The 17,587-nt window shown below is 72.7% G+C and carries 14 protein-coding genes; 12 read left to right on the forward strand and 2 right to left on the reverse strand.

The genetic code is table 11. The features are described from left to right. Window positions 1-13 precede the first annotated feature (13 nt). From AB0I82_RS28795 to AB0I82_RS28825, 7 genes are all read left to right on the forward strand, one after another. Entirely contained in the window at window positions 14-457 is a 444-nt protein-coding gene (locus tag AB0I82_RS28795) for an SRPBCC family protein (protein WP_363260293.1), read from the forward strand. Between the two features lie 258 nt (window positions 458-715). Further along, window positions 716-3,115 carry an MFS transporter gene (locus tag AB0I82_RS28800; protein ID WP_363260294.1) on the forward strand — a complete coding sequence of 800 codons (2,400 nt, stop codon included), beginning with the start codon at window positions 716-718 and terminating at the stop codon, window positions 3,113-3,115. A gap of 417 nt (window positions 3,116-3,532) precedes the next feature. Beyond that, on the forward strand, window positions 3,533-5,995 hold the full coding sequence (locus AB0I82_RS28805) for a SpoIIE family protein phosphatase (protein ID WP_363260382.1): 2,463 nt from the start codon (window positions 3,533-3,535) through the stop codon (window positions 5,993-5,995). A 134-nt stretch (window positions 5,996-6,129) separates the two neighbouring features. Next, window positions 6,130-6,855, forward strand: a complete 726-nt coding sequence (locus AB0I82_RS28810) for a class I SAM-dependent methyltransferase (protein ID WP_363260295.1) — start codon at window positions 6,130-6,132, stop codon at window positions 6,853-6,855. A gap of 169 nt (window positions 6,856-7,024) precedes the next feature. Next, window positions 7,025-8,293: a GAF domain-containing protein gene (locus tag AB0I82_RS28815; RefSeq protein WP_363260296.1), complete on the forward strand. Its 1,269-nt coding sequence runs from the start codon at window positions 7,025-7,027 to the stop codon at window positions 8,291-8,293. A gap of 172 nt (window positions 8,294-8,465) precedes the next feature. Further along, on the forward strand, window positions 8,466-9,983 hold the full coding sequence (adh, locus tag AB0I82_RS28820) for an aldehyde dehydrogenase (RefSeq protein WP_363260297.1): 1,518 nt from the start codon (window positions 8,466-8,468) through the stop codon (window positions 9,981-9,983). Beyond that, a complete protein-coding gene (locus tag AB0I82_RS28825) occupies window positions 9,983-10,390 on the forward strand; it encodes a DUF779 domain-containing protein (RefSeq protein ID WP_363260298.1) in 408 nt (135 codons plus the stop codon). Before adh ends, AB0I82_RS28825 begins: the two co-directional genes overlap by 1 nt. A 66-nt stretch (window positions 10,391-10,456) precedes the next feature. On the opposite strand, the gene AB0I82_RS28830 is transcribed toward AB0I82_RS28825, so the two are convergent. Continuing rightward, the gene (locus AB0I82_RS28830; RefSeq protein WP_363260299.1) at window positions 10,457-10,909 is read right to left on the reverse strand and encodes an Lrp/AsnC family transcriptional regulator; all 453 of its coding nucleotides are present in this window, start codon (window positions 10,907-10,909) and stop codon (window positions 10,457-10,459) included. 120 nt (window positions 10,910-11,029) lie between these two features. Between AB0I82_RS28830 and AB0I82_RS28835 the strand changes: the two genes are divergently transcribed. Beyond that, window positions 11,030-11,662 (forward strand): LysE family translocator, encoded by a 633-nt coding sequence (locus AB0I82_RS28835; protein ID WP_363260300.1) that lies wholly within the window; start codon window positions 11,030-11,032, stop codon window positions 11,660-11,662. Between the two features lie 34 nt (window positions 11,663-11,696). On the opposite strand, the gene AB0I82_RS28840 is transcribed toward AB0I82_RS28835, so the two are convergent. Further along, window positions 11,697-12,128: a protein phosphatase gene (locus AB0I82_RS28840; RefSeq protein ID WP_363260301.1), complete on the reverse strand. Its 432-nt coding sequence runs from the start codon at window positions 12,126-12,128 to the stop codon at window positions 11,697-11,699. A gap of 143 nt (window positions 12,129-12,271) precedes the next feature. Here AB0I82_RS28840 and AB0I82_RS28845 point away from each other — a divergent pair, with 143 nt between their 5' ends. The 4 genes from AB0I82_RS28845 to AB0I82_RS28860 all read left to right on the forward strand — a co-directional run bounded on the left by AB0I82_RS28845 (window position 12,272) and on the right by AB0I82_RS28860 (window position 17,581). Continuing rightward, complete coding sequence (locus AB0I82_RS28845; protein WP_363260302.1) at window positions 12,272-13,105, forward strand: M55 family metallopeptidase; 834 nt, start codon at window positions 12,272-12,274, stop codon at window positions 13,103-13,105. Between the two features lie 4 nt (window positions 13,106-13,109). Then, a complete protein-coding gene (locus AB0I82_RS28850; protein ID WP_363260383.1) occupies window positions 13,110-14,510 on the forward strand; it encodes a M20/M25/M40 family metallo-hydrolase in 1,401 nt (466 codons plus the stop codon). Window positions 14,511-14,574: 64 nt separating this feature from the next. After that, window positions 14,575-16,590 (forward strand): prolyl oligopeptidase family serine peptidase, encoded by a 2,016-nt coding sequence (locus tag AB0I82_RS28855; RefSeq protein WP_363260303.1) that lies wholly within the window; start codon window positions 14,575-14,577, stop codon window positions 16,588-16,590. Between the two features lie 52 nt (window positions 16,591-16,642). Continuing rightward, window positions 16,643-17,581, forward strand: a complete 939-nt coding sequence (locus AB0I82_RS28860; protein WP_363260304.1) for an LD-carboxypeptidase — start codon at window positions 16,643-16,645, stop codon at window positions 17,579-17,581. The last annotated feature ends 6 nt before the right edge of the window (window positions 17,582-17,587 follow it).

The raw sequence follows: 17,587 nt of genomic DNA on the forward strand, positions 1-17,587 counted from the left end.
GAGGGCAGCACACATGGGCCAGGTCGAAGCCACCACGCAGCGGGAGATCGCGGCGAAGCCGGAGGACGTCTTCGACGCGCTCGCGGACTACTCCGGTACCCGCCCGAAGCTGCTGCCCGAGCACTTCAGCGAGTACGAGGTCCGCGAGGGCGGCGACGGCAAGGGCACCCTGGTGCACTGGAAGCTCCAGGCGACCAGCAAGCGCGTCCGCGACTGCCTGCTGGAGGTCGATGAGCCGGCCGACGGGCAGCTCGTCGAGAAGGACCGCAACTCCTCGATGGTGACCACCTGGACCGTCACCCCGGCGGGCGAGAACCGCGCCCGGGTCACCGTCACCACCACCTGGCAGGGCGCGGGCGGCGTCGGCGGCTTCTTCGAGCGGACCTTCGCGCCCAAGGGCCTCGGCCGGATCTACGACGCGATCCTCACCAACCTCGCGGCGCACGCGGAGAAGTGAGCCGCGGCGCACACGGAGAAGTGAGCCGCTGAAAGAGGCTTGAGCGCTCACCGGATCGGGTGGTTTCCCGTCGTGCCCGCATGACGCGGACCACCCGTGCTCCGGAGGTTAAAGCCCTGATGAGGGCCCGATAGGGCGCCCCCGTACGGCCGTTGACGGGTGATCCCGCCACGAACGCGCCGTTTCCTCACGCTTGATCGCAGTTGTCGCCCGATGCGAGAACAGGGCGCGGCACAGGCGTGACGAGGGGAGCAGCACGTGGGCGGGACCACCCTGGCGGAGCCGGACGAGAGGTCCGGACCGCCGGCGACCGGAGCGGTGACGGCCGTACTGGACACCGGCGGCCCACCCGAGCCCGGTCACGCGCAGGAGCGGCCCGGACCCCGCCGCTTCCGTCCCGTACTGCTCCTCGGCCTGCTGCCCGCGCTGCTGCTCGCGGCGCTCGGCCTGACGATCGTCGCCGCCCCGCTCCCGGAGATCGCCGGCGAACTGCGCGCGCCGGGCCGGATGTCCTGGCCGGTGACGTCGTACCTCCTCGCCGCCGCCCTCGGCCTGCCGCTCCTCGGCAGGCTCGGCGACCACCTGGGCCGCAAGCCGGCCCTCCTCCTCGCGCTCCTGGTCTTCGTCGCCGGTGCTGCCTCGGCCGGACAGGCGCACACGATGGGCGAACTGACCGCCTTCCGCGCGGTCCAGGGCTTCGGCGCCGGCGGGGTCGTGGCCGGCGTACAGGCCGCCCTCGCCGCTCTCGTACCGGCGCGTGCGCGCGGACGCGCCCTCGGGCTGGCCGCCGCCGTCTTCGGGCTCGCCGCCGCCGCGGGCCCGGTGCTCGGCGGCCTCCTCGCCGACCACGCCTCCTGGCGCTTGTGCTTCACACTCAACGTCCCAGTAGGGCTCGCCGTCTTCCTCGTCCTGGCCGTCGCGCTGCGGCTGCCCCGGACGGACCGCCGCCCGCAGCCGGACGTCCTCGGCGTCCTGCTGCTCGCCGTCCTCGCCACCTGCCTGTCCCTGCTGGCCAGTTGGGCCGGTACGGAGTACGCCTGGGACTCGCGGATCGTCCTCGGGCTCGGCTGCGGCGCGCTCGGCAGCGCCCTGCTCTTCGTGGCCGTCGAACACTTCGCCGCCGAACCGATCCTGCCGCCCGGCCTCCTCCGCGACCCGGCCTTCCGCATCACCGGCCCGGTCGGCGCCGCCCTCGGTATCGCGCTGTACGGGGCCGCGGCCCACCTCCCGGCCTTCCCGCACGCGCCCGGTGGTGCCCCGGCCACCGAGGCCGGGCTGCTCATGCTGCCCCTCACGGGCGGCGCCGCGCTCGCCGCCGCCGTCGCGGCGCGCCTCATCGGCCGTACCGGACACCACCGGATCTTCGCCGTACTGGGCTGCGCCCTCGCCGCCGAGGGCATGTGGCTCCTGGCCCACCTCCGCGCCGACACTGGCCGCGCCACATACGGCCTCTGGACGGCCATCCTCGGCCTCGGACTCGGCTTCGTCCTCCCGGTACTCGCGCACGCCGTACGGCGCGCCGCCCGGCGCACCGGCCGCGCCACCGCCCCCGGCGCGTACATCCGGCAGCTCGGCGGCAGCGCCGGCGTGGCCGTCCTCGCCGCCCTCCTGGCCGCCGTCCCGGCCGAGCGGGCGGCCCGCCGCCTCACCCTGCCCGGACCGCTGCACGACGGCCCCGTCGCCGCATACGTACAGGCCGTGCCCGGCCCCTTCCCCTACCTCGTGCCCGTGCTCCTCCTCGGGCTACTGCTCGCCTTCTTCCTCAAGGAGAACCCCCTGGTGACCCACGCCCCCCACTCCCCGCACGGCCCGCACAGCACACTCGGCGAGGGGAGCGCGGAGGCCGTCGCGACCGTCCCCGCCGCCCGCACCGCGCCCGCCGCTGCGCCGTATGCCCCGGCCGGCGTGCCCGTCTGCGGCACCGTGCAGCACCACGACGGGTCCGTCGTCCCACGCGCCGCGCTCACCCTCATCGACGTCTCCGGCCGCCAGATCGGCCGCGGCGCGACCGGCGAGGACGGCCGGTACGCGCTGAGCACCCCGGGCACCGGCGCGTACGTACTGATCGCCTCCGCAGGCGGCCACCAGCCGCAGGCCGTCAGCGTCACGGTCGGGGACCGGCCGGTCGACCTGGACGTGGTCCTCGGCGGCGCGGGACGGCTCGCGGGCACGGTCACCACGGCCGACGGCACACCCGTACGCGACGCCATGGTGACGCTGACGGACGTACGCGGCGAGGTCGTGGCGACGACCCGCAGCGGGCGTGAGGGCGGGTACGTGATCGGCGAGCTGGTGGCGGGCGAGTACACGCTCGCCTCCAGCGCCCCCGCCTTCCGGCCCGCCGCGCTCCCGGTGACCGTCCAGGCGTCCCGCGAGACCCGGCAGGACGTCGAACTGGCGGGCGGCGCCGTGCTGCGCGGCACCGTAAGGGCCGGTGGCGGACGCCCCGTTGAGGACGCCCGGGTCACGCTCCTGGACGCGGGCGGCAACGTCGTGGACACCGCGACCACGGGGCCCGACGGTCTGTTCCGGTTCGTGGACCTGGCGGCCGGCGAGTACACCGTCATCGCCGCGGGCTATCCGCCGGTCGCCACGGTCCTCCAGGTCGCGGGCGGCGGCCGCACGGAGCGCGACCTCCAACTGGGCCACGAGGACTGACTCCTGGGCCGGAAGGCCGCTTCTGAGGGTTTTTCAGCGATGGCTCCCGAGGGCGCGGCCGGGTGCGCTCGCGGGCGCGCGTGCTCCCCGAGTGCACGCGCATCCGCGGCGCGCACAAGGCGGAAATATGCACCCTCCTGCGTCCGCGGCCACCGCGCGGCGCTCCTTTCCGCTACGGTCCCGTGCCCATGGGCGACCGTCGTCCATGGGGCCACAGGGAGGGGTGCGGAGTGCCGAGCAAGCACGGTCGCCCGGGAGTAATGCGAGGCCGTACGGCCTGCGCCCCGGGTGCCGCAGTTCGCGGAATGCGCCCCGTCCGGCAGCGCGTGGCCGTACCGTGGTAGCGGGACGCAGATCATGCGTACGCGTACGAAGGAGCAACCGCCCATGGAGCGTGGCCCGTCGCACGGCGACGACATGGTGAGCGCGGCACCAGGGGTGCCTGCGCCGCGGGACCCTGAGCCCGGCCGGATCCCGCTGGCCGTCGTCGTGGTCGACGCCCGTGGTCTGGTCTCCCACTGGAGCCGGGGCGCACGCCGGCTCTTCGGGCCCGCGCGCGAGGAGGCGGTGGGCGCGCCCGCCGTGGACCTGATGCCCGTCTCGGGTGCGCTCGGCTCCGACGAATGGCACAGCGCGGTCGGCGCCGAGGACCCGCACGGCCCCGACCTGGAGTCCTCGCTCGGCGGCGAGACGTCGTTCCCGCGGGCCGGTCGGGCCCGTACGACGGACCCGGAGCGCGGCCGCGTCGACATACTGTGGTGGGCGTATCCCCTGGTCGGACCGGGTGAGGAGCGGCTGCTGGTGCTGGCGGCCGACGCCGGGCAGCTGCACGGCGAGAGCGCGGATGAGGGCGCGGGCGAGCGGGAGCGCGAGCGATTCGCGCCGGGTTTCGCCCTGCACACGGACTTCCCCGAATCCCACGACCTCGCCCGGCGGCTGCCCGAGATCCTGCCGAGCATGAGCCCGCAGGAGAGCGCCCGCATCGTCTCCCAGGTACTCGAACTGGGCTATCCCGTCCTGGAGATCAGCCAGCAGGAGCGCTTTCCGGTCACGCCGGACTGGGGCGTGCCGCGGCGCGTCGAGCGGCGTGCGCGGCTGCTGCGTACCGCCTCCGCGGCCACCGACCCGCAGACCGCGGCGGCGGCCGCCGCCGAACTGGAGTCGGACCTCGAATACGCCGCGGTCCGCGAGCGCCTGGAGTTCTTGAACGAGGTCAGCGGCCGCATCGGCTCCTCCCTCGACCTGGCCCGCACGATCCAGGAGGTCAGCGAGGCGGTCGTACCGCGCTTCACCGATGTCGCGGGCACGTATCTGCGCGAGCAGGTCATCGCCGGTGAGGGCTTCCCCGACGGCCCGCCGGACACGACGACGATGTGGCACCGCGTCGCGGTGGAGCACAACGACGAGCCGGGCCGCTGGGACGACGTGGTGCCGGTCGGCGAGTCCATGCCGTTCCCCGCCCACACGCCGTTCTTCCAGTGCATGACCACGGGCGAGCCGGTGCTCATCCCGCGCATCAGCGAGGAGATGGGCAACGCCATCGCCGCGCAGTTCGAGAAGCGCGACATCAGCCCGCTGATCAACCTCCGCTCGATGCTGGTCGTCCCCCTGAAGGCGCGGAACGTCGTACTGGGCTTCATGATCCTGCTGCGCCACCCGGAGCGTACGGAATTCAACGACATGGACCGGGTCACGGGCGCCGAACTGGCCGCGCGTGCGGGCCTCGTGCTCGACAACGCCCGCATGTACACGTATCAGGAGAACGTCGCGGAGACGCTGCAGGACAGCATGCTCCCGCACATCGAGCCCCGGATGGCGGGCTGCGACACGGCCACCCGCTATCTGCCCGGCACCCGCCTCGGCCGGGTCGGCGGCGACTGGTTCGACACGATCAAGCTGCCCGGTTCCCGTACGGCACTGGTGGTCGGCGACGTCATGGGCCACGGGCTGAACTCCGCGGCGATGATGGGCCAGTTGCGGACGGCCGTGCAGACGATGGCCGCCATCGACATGCCGCCGGCGCAGCTGCTGCGCAGCCTGGACGACCTCGCCCAGCGCCTCGGCGACAACTACCTCGCGACGTGTCTGTACGTCGTCTACAACCCGATCGAGTCCCAACTGACCCTCGCCAACGCCGGACACATCCCGCCGGTGATCGTGCGCGCCGCCGACGGCCGCAGCGAGCTGCTCGACCTGCCGACGGGCGCGCCGATCGGCGTCGGCGGCGTGCCGTTCGACGCGGTGACCGTGCCCGTCGCGCCCGGTGACCGGCTGGTGCTCTGCACGGATGGGCTGGTCGAAGTGCGCGGCGAGGACATCGGCGTCGGGCTCGCGGCGCTCGCGGAGTCCGCCGCGCACCCGGCCGCCTCCATGGACGAGGCCTGCGACACGATCATCCGCGCGCTCGCCACGACGTTGAACAAGGGGCGCGGCGGCCGCAAGGACGACGTGGCGCTGCTGATGGCCCGGCTGAACGGCATCGAGCGCGCGGACGTCGCGGAGTGGCGGCTGCCCATCGAGGCCCGCGAGGTCTCCCGGGCCCGGCTGCTGGTACGCGCCCAACTCTCCCGTTGGGGCCTCGAATCGGCGGCGGACACCGCCGAGCTGCTGGTCAGCGAGATCGTCACCAACGCCGTACGGCACGCCCACACCGAGCATGTCGTGCTGCGCCTGGTGCGTACGGACGCGCTGCTGTGCGAGGTGTCGGACGACGATCACAGCCTGCCGCAGCTGCTGAGCGTGGGGGACGAGGACGAGTTCGGGCGCGGTCTGCGGGTGGTGAGCCGGCTGGCCCGTGAGTGGGGTACGAGCCGGACGTCGACGGGCAAGACGGTGTGGTTCGAGCAGTCGTTGCCGCGGACGCGGCGCGGATCCCGGTAGCCACTGCGGCACGCATCCCGTTGGTGCGTGCGGCGCGCAACACGTTCGAACATCAGGTGACGGAGCGGTCATCGCTCCTGAAAGAACGGTTACCACTCTTGCGCCTGGCCGAGCCCCGGCAGTAGCAATTGGCCATGAGCGCAACGAGCCACAATTCGACGGCGTGGGAAGGCTTCTGGCGCGACGCGCCGGCGGGCGAGGGCGAGGTCTTCTGGGACGCGGCACCGGCACTGGCGGTCGCCCGCCATCTCCCGTTCTTCGCCGAGCACTTCGACCCTGCCCTCCCGGTCGTCGACCTCGGCTGCGGGAACGGCACCCAGACACGCTTTCTGGCTGAACACTTCCCCCGCGCGATCGGTATCGACGTATCGGCGTCCGCGATTGACCGGGCTCGTCGCGAGGACCCGGAGGGGGTGGCCGAATTCCGCCAGGCGGACGCGGCGGACGCCGACCAGATACGGGCGCTGCACGACGACGTAGGTGATGCCAATGTCTACGTGCGCGGCGTACTGCACCAATGCGCCCCCGAGGAACGGCCCCGCATCGTCGCGAACATCGCCCACCTCCTCGGCAAGCGCGGCCGGCTCTTCCTCGTCGAGCTGTCCGAGGACGCCAAGGGCGTCCTGATGTCCCTGGCGCAACGCCCGGAGGGCCCGCCGGCCAAGGTGCGCGCGATCTTCTCGCACGGCATAGCGCCCGCCGAGATGGCCGACGGCGTCATACCGGACCTGCTGGCCGGCCACGGCCTGGAGACGACCGGCTCCGGCCGCCTCCCGCTGATCACCACCGAGACCCGCCCCGATGGCACCCCGGTCGAGATCCCCACCAACTGGCTGGTGGCGAGACCACGGGTGGCGTGAGGCGGCGTGCGGCGGCGTGGGGCGGGCAGGTCACGGGGTCTGTGCCGCGCGCACGGTACGCACTATTTTTGGCAGGGCTTCTTACGGTGGGCCGGTGGTACTGGGCGGTGGTACGGGCGGGCGGTGCTGACCGGTGGTCCAACTGGAGACGACGAGGTGCGGGACGCCGATGCCAGCAGTGCGCAGTGACCTCCGGCGGCGCAGGGCCGCGCTGGAGAGCGAATGGTCCCGCTGGGTACCGGAGCTGCGCGCGGCCCGGCGGGCGCCGGCCGGGACGGCGCCGCTGCGCCCCGAGGTGACCGACTCCTGGGTCCGTTCACTGCATACCGTCGACCCCGGCGCCGTCAGCGCCCCGGTCACCGACGGCGGCGAGGTACGCCCCCGCTGGGCCGACTCGCCGCTGCGCCGCCCGGTCAGCGATCTCGCGGCCGAGCTGAACAGCATCGCGGACGACGCCGGCTTCGTCGCCGGGGTCACCGACGAGTCCGGCACCCTCCTGTGGACCTGCGGCGGCCGCGTCATGCGACGCCGCGCCGAGCAGGTCAACTTCGCGCCAGGCGGCCGCTGGGACGAGCCCGCCATGGGCACCAACGCCCTCTCCCTCGCGCTGCGCACCGGCCGCCCCAGCGCCGTCTTCTCCGCCGAACACCTGGTCGCCGCGCTGCACGGCTGGGCCTGTTACTGCGCCCCGATCCACGCCCCCGATGGCCGCATCCTCGGCGTACTGGACCTCTCCACCACCTGGGACCGCTCGCATCCGCTGGCGATGTCGACCGTACGCAGTCTGGTGTCGACGATCGAGACGCGGCTGCGGGCGGATCTGGGCGCGGGTCGCTCCCGTACCGCGGGCGGCGGGGCCGGCGCGGCCGCCGCGGACGGTGTGCGGCTGACCTGCCTGGGCGCCGGGCAGGCCGTGCGCGCCGGTGCCCGGCTGCGGCTGCGTCCCCGCCAGCTGGAGATCCTCACCCTGCTCGCACTGGAACCGGCGGGCTACACCCCCGAACGCCTCCGTGACGCGCTGTACGGAGAACGCCCGGTCACCGCCTCCACCTTCAAGGCCGAGGTCTCCCACCTGCGCCGCGCCCTCGGCGGCGCGATCACCACCCGCAAGTACGCCCTCACCACCTCGGTGCACTGCGACGCCGTCGAGGTACTGCGGGCGCTGGCGGCGGGCGATACGGAGGGCGCGCTCACCCGGTACAGCGGTCCGCTGCTGCCGCAGTCCGAGGCGCCGGGCATCCTCGCCTGGCGCGAGCACCTGGAGGTCGCGGTCCGCGAGGCCGTCCTGACCAGCGCAGTACCGGAACATGCCCTGGCCTACGGCACCCGCGCCCCGCACGACGCCGAGATCCACCAGCACGCGCTGCACGTCCTGCCCCCGCACGACCCCCGCCGAGCCCTCGCGGCGGGCCGCCTGAGCACCGCCCTCCGCGACTGAACGACGACCGGCGACCGACGACGACTGGACGACAACCGCAGACCGCAGACCGCAGACCCCATATCGCATACGGACAACACGAGGTGACGCCGACGCCAACCTTTCGCCAACCTCCCCGCGTGAAGGTGTGCCGCACCCGCACTTCATCCGTACTCCCCTAGGAGCGCCGACAATGGTGTACGCGCAGCCCGGCACAGAAGGCAGCATCGTCAGCTTCAAGCAGCGCTACGACAATTTCATCGGCGGCGACTGGGTCGCGCCGGTGAACGGCCAGTACTTCGACAACCCCTCACCGGTGGACGGCCGTACGTTCACCCAGGTCGCGCGGTCCACGGCGGCCGATGTCGACCTCGCGTTGGATGCCGCGCACGCGGCGGCCGAGAAGTGGAGCCGCACCTCCACCACGGAGCGCGCCAACATCCTCAACAAGATCGCCGACCGCATCGAGGAGCACCTCGAAAAGCTCGCGGTCGCCGAGACCTGGGAGAACGGCAAGCCGGTCCGCGAGACCCTGGCCGCCGACCTGCCGCTGGCCGTGGACCACTTCCGCTACTTCGCCGGCGCCGTACGCGGCCAGGAAGGCTCGATCTCCGAGATCGACGCCGACACCGTCGCGTACCACTTCCACGAGCCGCTCGGCGTCGTCGGCCAGATCATCCCGTGGAACTTCCCGCTCCTGATGGCCACCTGGAAGCTGGCGCCCGCGCTCGCGGCCGGTAACTGCGTGGTCATCAAGCCCGCCGAGCAGACCCCCGCCAGCATCCTGGTCCTCATCGACCTGATCGCCGATCTGCTCCCGCCGGGCGTGGTCAACATCGTCAACGGCTTCGGCGTGGAGGCGGGCAAGCCGCTGGCCTCCAGCCCGCGGATCGCCAAGGTGGCGTTCACCGGCGAGACCACGACCGGGCGCCTGATCATGCAGTACGCCAGCGAGAACATCATTCCGGTCACCCTGGAGCTGGGCGGCAAGAGCCCGAACATCTTCCTGCCCGACGTCACGGCCGCCGACGACGACTTCCTGGACAAGGCCGTCGAGGGCTTCGTGATGTTCGCGCTCAACCAGGGCGAGGTCTGCACCTGTCCTTCCCGCGCGCTGATCCACGCGTCGATCTACGACGAGTTCATGGCGCGCTGTGTCGAGCGGACCAAGGCGATCGTCAGTGGCAGCCCGCTGGACCCGGCGACGATGATCGGCGCGCAGGCCAGCAACGACCAGTTCGAGAAGATCCTCTCCTACATCGACATCGGCAAGAAGGAGGGCGCCGAGCTGGTCACCGGCGGCTCCTCGCGCACCGTCCCCGGCCACGAGGGCGGTTACTACATCGAGCCGACGATCTTCCGCGGCACCAACGACATGCGGATCTTCCAGGAGGAGATCTTCGGTCCGGTCGTCTCGGTGACCACGTACGACTCGGTCGACGAGGCCCTGAAGATTGCCAACGACACGCTGTACGGGCTGGGCGCCGGCGTGTGGACCCGGGACGGCAACACCGCGTACCGCCTCGGCCGCGAGATCAAGGCGGGCCGGGTGTGGACCAACTGCTACCACGCCTACCCCGCGCACGCGGCGTTCGGCGGGTACAAGAACTCCGGCATCGGCCGGGAGAACCACAAGATGATGCTCGACCACTACCAGCAGACCAAGAACCTGCTGGTCAGCTACTCGGCGAAGAAGCTCGGGTTCTTCTGATGGGCGGCCTCACCAGGCGCGTCGACCTGACGCCGGCCGCCGAGGATCTCGTGCGGCGGCTGACGGAGACGCACGGTCCGGTGATGTTCCATCAGTCGGGCGGCTGCTGCGACGGCAGCGCGCCGATGTGCTACCCGCGCGGTGAGTTCAAGGTCGGTGGAGCCGATGTCCTCCTGGGCCACGTCTTCCACGACGACGTGCCCATCTGGATGAGCGCCGACCAGTTCGCCTACTGGCAGCACACCTACCTCACCATTGACGTGGTGCCGGGCAGGGGCAGCGGCTTCTCGCTGGAGGCACCCGAGGGCGTACGGTTCCTGGTCCGCTCCCGGCTGCTGACCGACGAGGAGCTGGCGGACATCGAGGCCGAGCCGCCGCTCCCCACGGGGGCCGACACGTCCGGTTGAGGGCCCGCCTTCGTATGCGGCCGCGCGGCCTTCGGGCTGCGCGGCCGCATACGTTGCGCGCGTACGTTATGCAGGCAGCGGTCGTTCGTATACAACATGCTTCATCACGAGCGTGGAGCTGAGCCGCTGCACCCCCGGGAGCGTCGCCAGCTTCTCGTCGTACAGCCGCTGGAAGGCCGGCAGGTCGGCGCTGACGATGCGCAGCAGGTAGTCCGGGTCGCCGAAGAGGCGCTGCGCCTGCAGCACCTGAGGGATGTCCGCGACCGCCTCCTCGAAGGCGGAGACGGTGCTGCGGTCCTCCTGACGCATGGTCACGAAGACGAGCGCCTCGAACTTCAGCCCGACCGCCTCGGCGTCCACGACCGCGCGGTAGCCCCGGATCGCGCCGCTGCGCTCCAGCTCGCGCAGCCGGCGGTGGCACGGCGAGAGGCTGAGCCCCACCCGGCCCGCCAGCTCCGTGACGGTCAGCCGCCCGTCCTCCTGCAGCTCGGCAAGAATTATCCGGTCCAAGTCGTCCATGGGGAAAATCCTTCCAGTGTCACCTCGTGTAGCGACACTATCGGGAAACACTTTCCGCGCCCTCGCGTCTATTCTCCCTTTCGGCCCGTCCGAACAGAGAGAACCAGCGAGAACCACTTCATGGCCGCCAGCTCCATAGCCGCCTTCTGGGCCGTGTCCGTCCTCCTCGTCCTCGTACCGGGCGCGGACTGGGCGTACGCGATCACCGCCGGCCTGCGTGACCGGTCCGTCCTGCCGGCGGTCGGCGGCCTGATGCTCGGCTATGCGGGACTCACCCTGGTGGTCGTCGCCGGCCTGGCGGCCGTGGTCGCGAGCAACCCGTCGGTGCTCACCGCCCTGACGGTGCTCGGCTCCCTGTACCTGATGTGGCTCGGCATCATGACTCTGATACGGCCCGCGGCGCCCGCGTCGGCCGACCCGTCCGAGGTCCCCGCCGGCGCGGCTCCCGGCGCCCGGCTCCTCAAGGGCGCCGGCATCAGCGGCCTCAACCCCAAGGCGCTGCTGCTGTACATCGCCCTGCTCCCGCAGTTCGCCGCCGCTCACGACAGCGGGAACGGCTGGCCCCTGGCAGCGCAGATCGCCGTACTGGGCCTGGTGCACATGGCAAACTGCGGAGCGGTCTACACGGGCGTCGGCGTGCTGGCCCGTACCGTGCTGCGCGCCCGGCCGGTCGTCGCCCGCGCCGTCACCCGCGTCTCGGGCGCCGCCATGATCGTGATCGGGGCCTTCCTGCTCGTGGAGCGCCTGGCCTGACGACGGCTCGGAAGGCTCGGACGACTCAGCCGGCTCACGGGGCGAAGCGCCGGACGTACCGTTTCTGCCACGGCGTCTCGACCGCATGGCGGTCATAGTTCCGGCGCACGAACTCCACCGCACGCTCCGGCGGTACGCCGTCCAGTACGGCGAGGCATGCCAGCGCCGTCCCCGTGCGCCCCCGGCCGCCGTCGCACGCGAGCTCGACCCGTTCGGCGCCGGCCCGGTCCCATGCCTCGCCGAGCGCCGCCCGGAGCTGCCGCCCGTCGCGGGGCAGCCAGAAGTCCGGCCAGCGCAGCCACCGCGCCTCCCACGGCACCTCGGGCGGCTCCTTGCCGAGCAGGTACACGGCGTACGACGGCAGCGGCCCGGTCGGCAGCGGCCGCCGCAGTCCGCGCCCCCGCACCAGCCGCCCGGACGGCAGCCGAAGCACCCCCGTACCGCCCTCGTTCCACGTCTCGTTCACCCACTCACCGTACTGGCGCGAGTCGCCCCGCAGGCGGTGCTCACCGCCTTCGCCGCACGGCTCCGGGCACCGCCATCGGTCTGGACCTCCGGAGTTATCCACAGGCATGGTCGGAGCCTGCGCGGTCGCGTAACGTGCGGCTCATGAAGATCCTCATTTCCGCGGACATGGAAGGCGCCACCGGCGTGACCTGGCCTGCGGATGTGCTGCCGGGGACGAGTCAGTGGGAGCGCTGCCGTCACATGTTCACCTCCGACGTCAATGCGGCGATCGCCGGATTCTTCGACGGCGGTGCCGATGACGTGCTCGTGAACGAGGCGCATTGGACGATGCGCAATCTGCTGCTGGAGCAGCTGGACGAGCGGGCGCAGATGCTGACGGGGCGGCACAAGTCGCTGAGCATGGTCGAGGGCGTGCAGCACGGCGATGTGGACGGCATAGCCTTCGTCGGCTATCACACGGGCGCCGGTACGGAAGGCGTGCTGGCGCACACCTACCTCGCCAATTCGATCACCGGCGTCTGGGTCGACGGGACCCCGGCGAGCGAGGGCTATCTGAACTCGCTGGTGGTCGCGGAGTACGGCGTGCCGGTGGTCCTGGTGACCGGCGACGACCGGACGTGCGAGGACGCCAAGGGGTACGCGCCCGGGGCGCGGGGCATCGCAGTGAAGGACTATGTGTCACGGTATGCGGCGGTCTGCCGGCCGCCCGCGCGCACGGCCGCCGACATCCGGGCCGCGGCCCGGGAAGCCGCGGCGCTGGCGCGGCGGCACGAGCCCATACGGCGCGGCCCGTTCACCGTGGAAGTGGAGTTCGACGCCGAGCACTTGGTGGGCGCCGCGACCTGCGTCCCGGGTGTGGAGCGCAGCGGCACCCGCCGCGTCAGCTACGAGAGCGCGAACATGTACGAAGGTATCCGCTGCTTCAAAGCGGTCACCACCCTCGTCTCGTCCCATGTGGAGGAGCAGTATGGCTGAGCAGATGATCGATGTGGAGGACGCGCTCGCGGGCGAAAGACCCGCGCCGGGCATCCGGCAGGACAGCGCGGTGGATGCCCAGGCGCTGGACGAGGTGGTCCGCTTCACCTCCGAGCTGATCCGCATCGACACCACGAACCGAGGAAACGGCGACTGCCTGGAGCGCCCGGCCGCCGAGTACGTCGCGGAACGGCTGGCGGAGGCGGGCATCGAGCCGACCCTCCTGGAGCGCAGCCCGGGCCGGACGAACGTCGTTGCCCGTATCGAGGGCAGCGACCCGGGCGCCGACGCGCTGCTGGTGCACGGCCATCTGGACGTGGTGCCCGCCGCGCCGCACGACTGGAGCGTGCACCCGTTCTCCGGCGAGATTCAGGACGGCGTGGTCTGGGGCCGCGGCGCGATCGACATGAAGAACATGGACGCGATGGTGCTGGCCGCCGTACGCGCCTGGGCGCGGGCCGGCGTCCGCCCCCGGCGCGACATCGTGCTCGCCTTCACCGCGGACGAGGAGGCCAGCGCCGAGGACGGCTCCGGCTTCCTCGCCGACGAGCACCCGGGCCTCTTCGAGGGGTGCACGGAAGGCATCAGCGAGTCGGGCGCCTTCACCTTCCACGCCGGGGACGGCATGCAGCTGTACCCCATCGCGGCGGGGGAGCGGGGCACGGCCTGGCTGAAGCTGACGGCGACGGGCACGGCGGGTCACGGCTCGAAGGTGAACGGCGCGAATGCGGTCAGCCGGCTCGCCGCCGCCATCGCCCGCATCGGCGAGCACGTGTGGCCGGTGCGGCTCACCCCCACCGTCCGCGCCGCGCTGCGCGAGCTGGCCGCGCTGCACGGCGTCGAGGCCCGGCTGGACGCCACCGACCCGTACGTTCTCGCGCACGACGTCGACGCGCTGCTCGCCGCGCTCGGCCCGGCCGCCGACCTGGTGGCGCCGACCGTGCGCAACAGCGCCAACCCGACGATGCTGGACGCCGGTTACAAGGTCAATGTGATCCCGGGGAGCGCCACCGCCTTCGTGGACGGGCGGGTGCTGCCCGGCGGCGAGGAGGAGTTCCGCACCACCCTCGACCGGCTCACGGGACCCCATGTGGAGTGGGAGTTCCACCACGGCGAGGTGGCGCTGCAGGCCCCGGTGGACGGGCCCACGTACGCCGCGATGCGCGCCTCGATCGAGCGCTTCGACCCGCAGGCCAAGGTCGTGCCGTACTGCATGTCGGGCGGCACGGACGCCAAGCAGTTCTCCCGGCTGGGCATCCAGGGGTACGGCTTCTCGCCGCTCAAGCTGCCCGAGGGCTTCGACTACCAGGCGCTCTTCCACGGCGTCGACGAACGGGTGCCGGTGGAGGCACTGCACTTCGGAGTGCGGGTACTGGACGACTTCCTGGTGCACAGCACGGGGTGACCGCCCCGGGCCGGGCCCCGCTGACACGGACCGAACGGACCGAACGGACTGAGAGGACACCGCCATGGTGACCACGGCGCCCTACGGAGCCTGGCCGTCGCCCATCGACGCCCGGCTGGTCGCCGCCCACGACGGCCGCCCCGAGTACCTCGGCGTGGTGGGCGACGAGGTGTGGTGGACCGAGCCGCGCCCCGAGGAGGGCGGCCGCCGGGCGCTCGTCCGGCGCACGCCGGAGGGCGCGGAGCAGTCGGTGCTGCCCCCGCCGTGGAACGTCCGCAGCCGGGTCATCGAGTACGGCGGCCAGCCCTGGGCCGGCGCCCTGGACGCGGACGGCGCGCCCCTCGTCGTCTTCGTCCACTTCGCCGACCAGCGGCTGTACGCGTACGCGCCGGACGGCGGCGGCGAGCCGCGCCCGCTCACCCCGGTCTCCGCCGTCGGCGGCGGCCTGCGGTGGGTGGACCCGGTCGTGCTGCCCGACCGGGGCGAAGTGTGGTGCGTACTGGAGGAGTTCACGGGCGAAGGGCCCACGGACGTGCGCCGGGTGCTCGCCGCCGTACCCCTGGACGGCTCGGCCGCCGAAAACCGGGGTGCGATAAGGGAGTTGAGCGACGACCGGCACCGCTTCGTCACCGGTCCGCGGCTCTCCCCGGACGGCGGCCGGGCCGCCTGGATCGCCTGGGACCACCCCCGTATGCCCTGGGACGGCACGGTCGTCATGGTCGCCGAGGTGACCGGGGACGGCGCGTTCACCGGCGCCCGCGCCCTGGTCGGCGGCGCCGAGGAGGCCGTCGCGCAGATCGAGTGGGCGGCGGACGGCTCGCTGCTGTACGTCTCGGACGCCGACGGCTGGTGGGAGCTGCGGAGCGCGGACCCGGACCTGGCTGCGGGCGCGGGAGCGGACGGCAGTACGACACCCGGCCGACGCCTGTATCCCGCCCGGCAGGAGGAGTTCGGCGGGCCGCTGTGGAAGGTGGGCCTGCGCTGGTTCCTGCCGCTGGAGGGCGGCACGATCGCCACGCTCCACGGCCACGGCACGAACCGTCTCGGCATACTGGATCCGGTCGCCGGCGAGCTGGTCGACGCGGCCGGACCATGGACGGAGTGGGCCCCCTCGCTCGCCGTGCACGGCACCCGCGTCATCGGCATCGCCGCCAGTCCGCGCAGCTCGTACGAGATCGTCGAGCTGGACACGCTGACCGGCCGCTCCCGGGTGATCGCCGCCCGGCACGTCGACGCGCTCGACCCGGCGTACTACCCCGAGCCGCAGATCCGCACATTCACCGGCCCGGACGGCCGGGACATTCACGCCCACGTCTACCCGCCGCACAGCCCCACCCACGCCCCGCCGGACGGCGAGCCCGCCCCCTTCGTGGTGTGGGCGCACGGCGGCCCCACCGGCCACGCCCCGCTCGTCCTCGACCTGGAGATCGCCTACTTCACCTCACGCGGCTTCGGCGTCGCTGAGGTCAACTACGGCGGCTCGACGGGGTACGGCAGGGAGTACCGCGAGCGGCTGCGCGAGCAGTGGGGCGTGGTGGACGTCGAGGACTGCGCCGCGGTCGCCCGGGCGCTGGCCGACGAGGGCACGGCCGACCGCTCCCGGCTCGCCATCCGGGGCGGCAGTGCCGGCGGCTGGACCACCGCGGCCTCGCTGACCGGCACCGATCTCTACGCCTGCGGCACGATCAGCTATCCGGTCCTGGACCTGACGGCCTGGGCCGGCGGCGAGACCCACGACTTCGAGTCGCAGTACCTGGAGTCCCTGGTCGGCCCGCTCGCCGAGGTCCCCGACCGGTACCGTGACCGCTCGCCGCTGCACCAGGCGGACCGGATCTCCGCGCCGTTCCTGCTGCTCCAGGGCCTGGACGATGTGATCTGCCCGCCCGCGCAGGCCGAGCGGTTCCTCGCCGAGGTCGCCCGCTGCGGCATACCGCATGCGTACCTGTCCTTCGAGGGCGAGGGCCACGGCTTTCGCCGCGAGGACACGATCGTGCGCGCCGTCGAGGCCGAACTGTCCCTGTACGCGCAGACCTTCGGCATCGCGCGGACGGACGTACCGACGCTGGAACTGGGCAAATGAGGGGTGGGCCGGGCAGGCCGGCGACAGGGCGCGAGGCGACGGGGGTACGCCGGTGACCGTACGGCAGGGGACCCGGCCGCCCCGGCTGCGGCCCGGCGACCGGGTGGCCGTCGTCGCGCCCAGCGGCCCGGTCGCCCCCGAGCGGCTGGACGCCGGCCTGGACATCCTGCGCGGCTGGGACCTCGACCCGGTACTGGCGCCTCATGTCCGCGCCGGACACGGGGAGTTGGCGTACTTGGCGGCGCCGGACGACTGCCGCGCCCGCGACCTTCAGGACGCCTGGTGCGACCCGGCGGTGGCCGCGGTGTTCGCCGCACGCGGCGGGTACGGCGCCCAGCGCATGGTCGACCTGCTGGACTGGGAAGCGATACGGGCGGCGCCGCCCAAGCCGCTGATCGGCTTCAGCGATGTGACCGTCCTGCACGAGGCGTTCGCGCTGCGGGCCGGGCTGGCGACGCTGCACGGCCCCGCGGTGGCCGGCGAGATCTTCCTCAAGGACGAGCCGACCCGCGACCACCTGCGGCGCACGCTCTTCACCCCCGAGGATCCGGCCGTCACGACCCTGGCTCCCCACTCGGCGCGCACGCTGGTGCCGGGCCGGGCGCACGGCGTCACCTTCGGCGGCTGCCTCGCACTGCTGGCGAGCGAGGCGGGCACACCGGACGCGCGCCCGGACGCGGCCGGCGGTCTCCTGCTGCTGGAGGACGTGGGCGAGTCGCCGTACGCCATCGACCGCGCGCTCACCCAACTGCTCCGCTCCGGCACGCTGACCGGCGCGACCGGCGTCCTGCTCGGCTCCTGGGCACGCTGCGGCCCGTACGAGCGGGTGCGTGCGGTGCTCATGGACCGGCTGAGCGGTCTCGGCGTGCCCGTGGTCGAGGATTTCGGCTTCGGCCACGGGGACTCGGCGCTGACAGTACCCCTGGGTGTACGGGCGTGGCTGGACGCGGACGCCGGCACGCTGACGTTGGACGCACCGCCGCTGACCTGACGCAGC

It is taken from the genome of Streptomyces sp. NPDC050315, from assembly GCF_040655775.1.
Classification (GTDB): domain Bacteria; phylum Actinomycetota; class Actinomycetes; order Streptomycetales; family Streptomycetaceae; genus Streptomyces.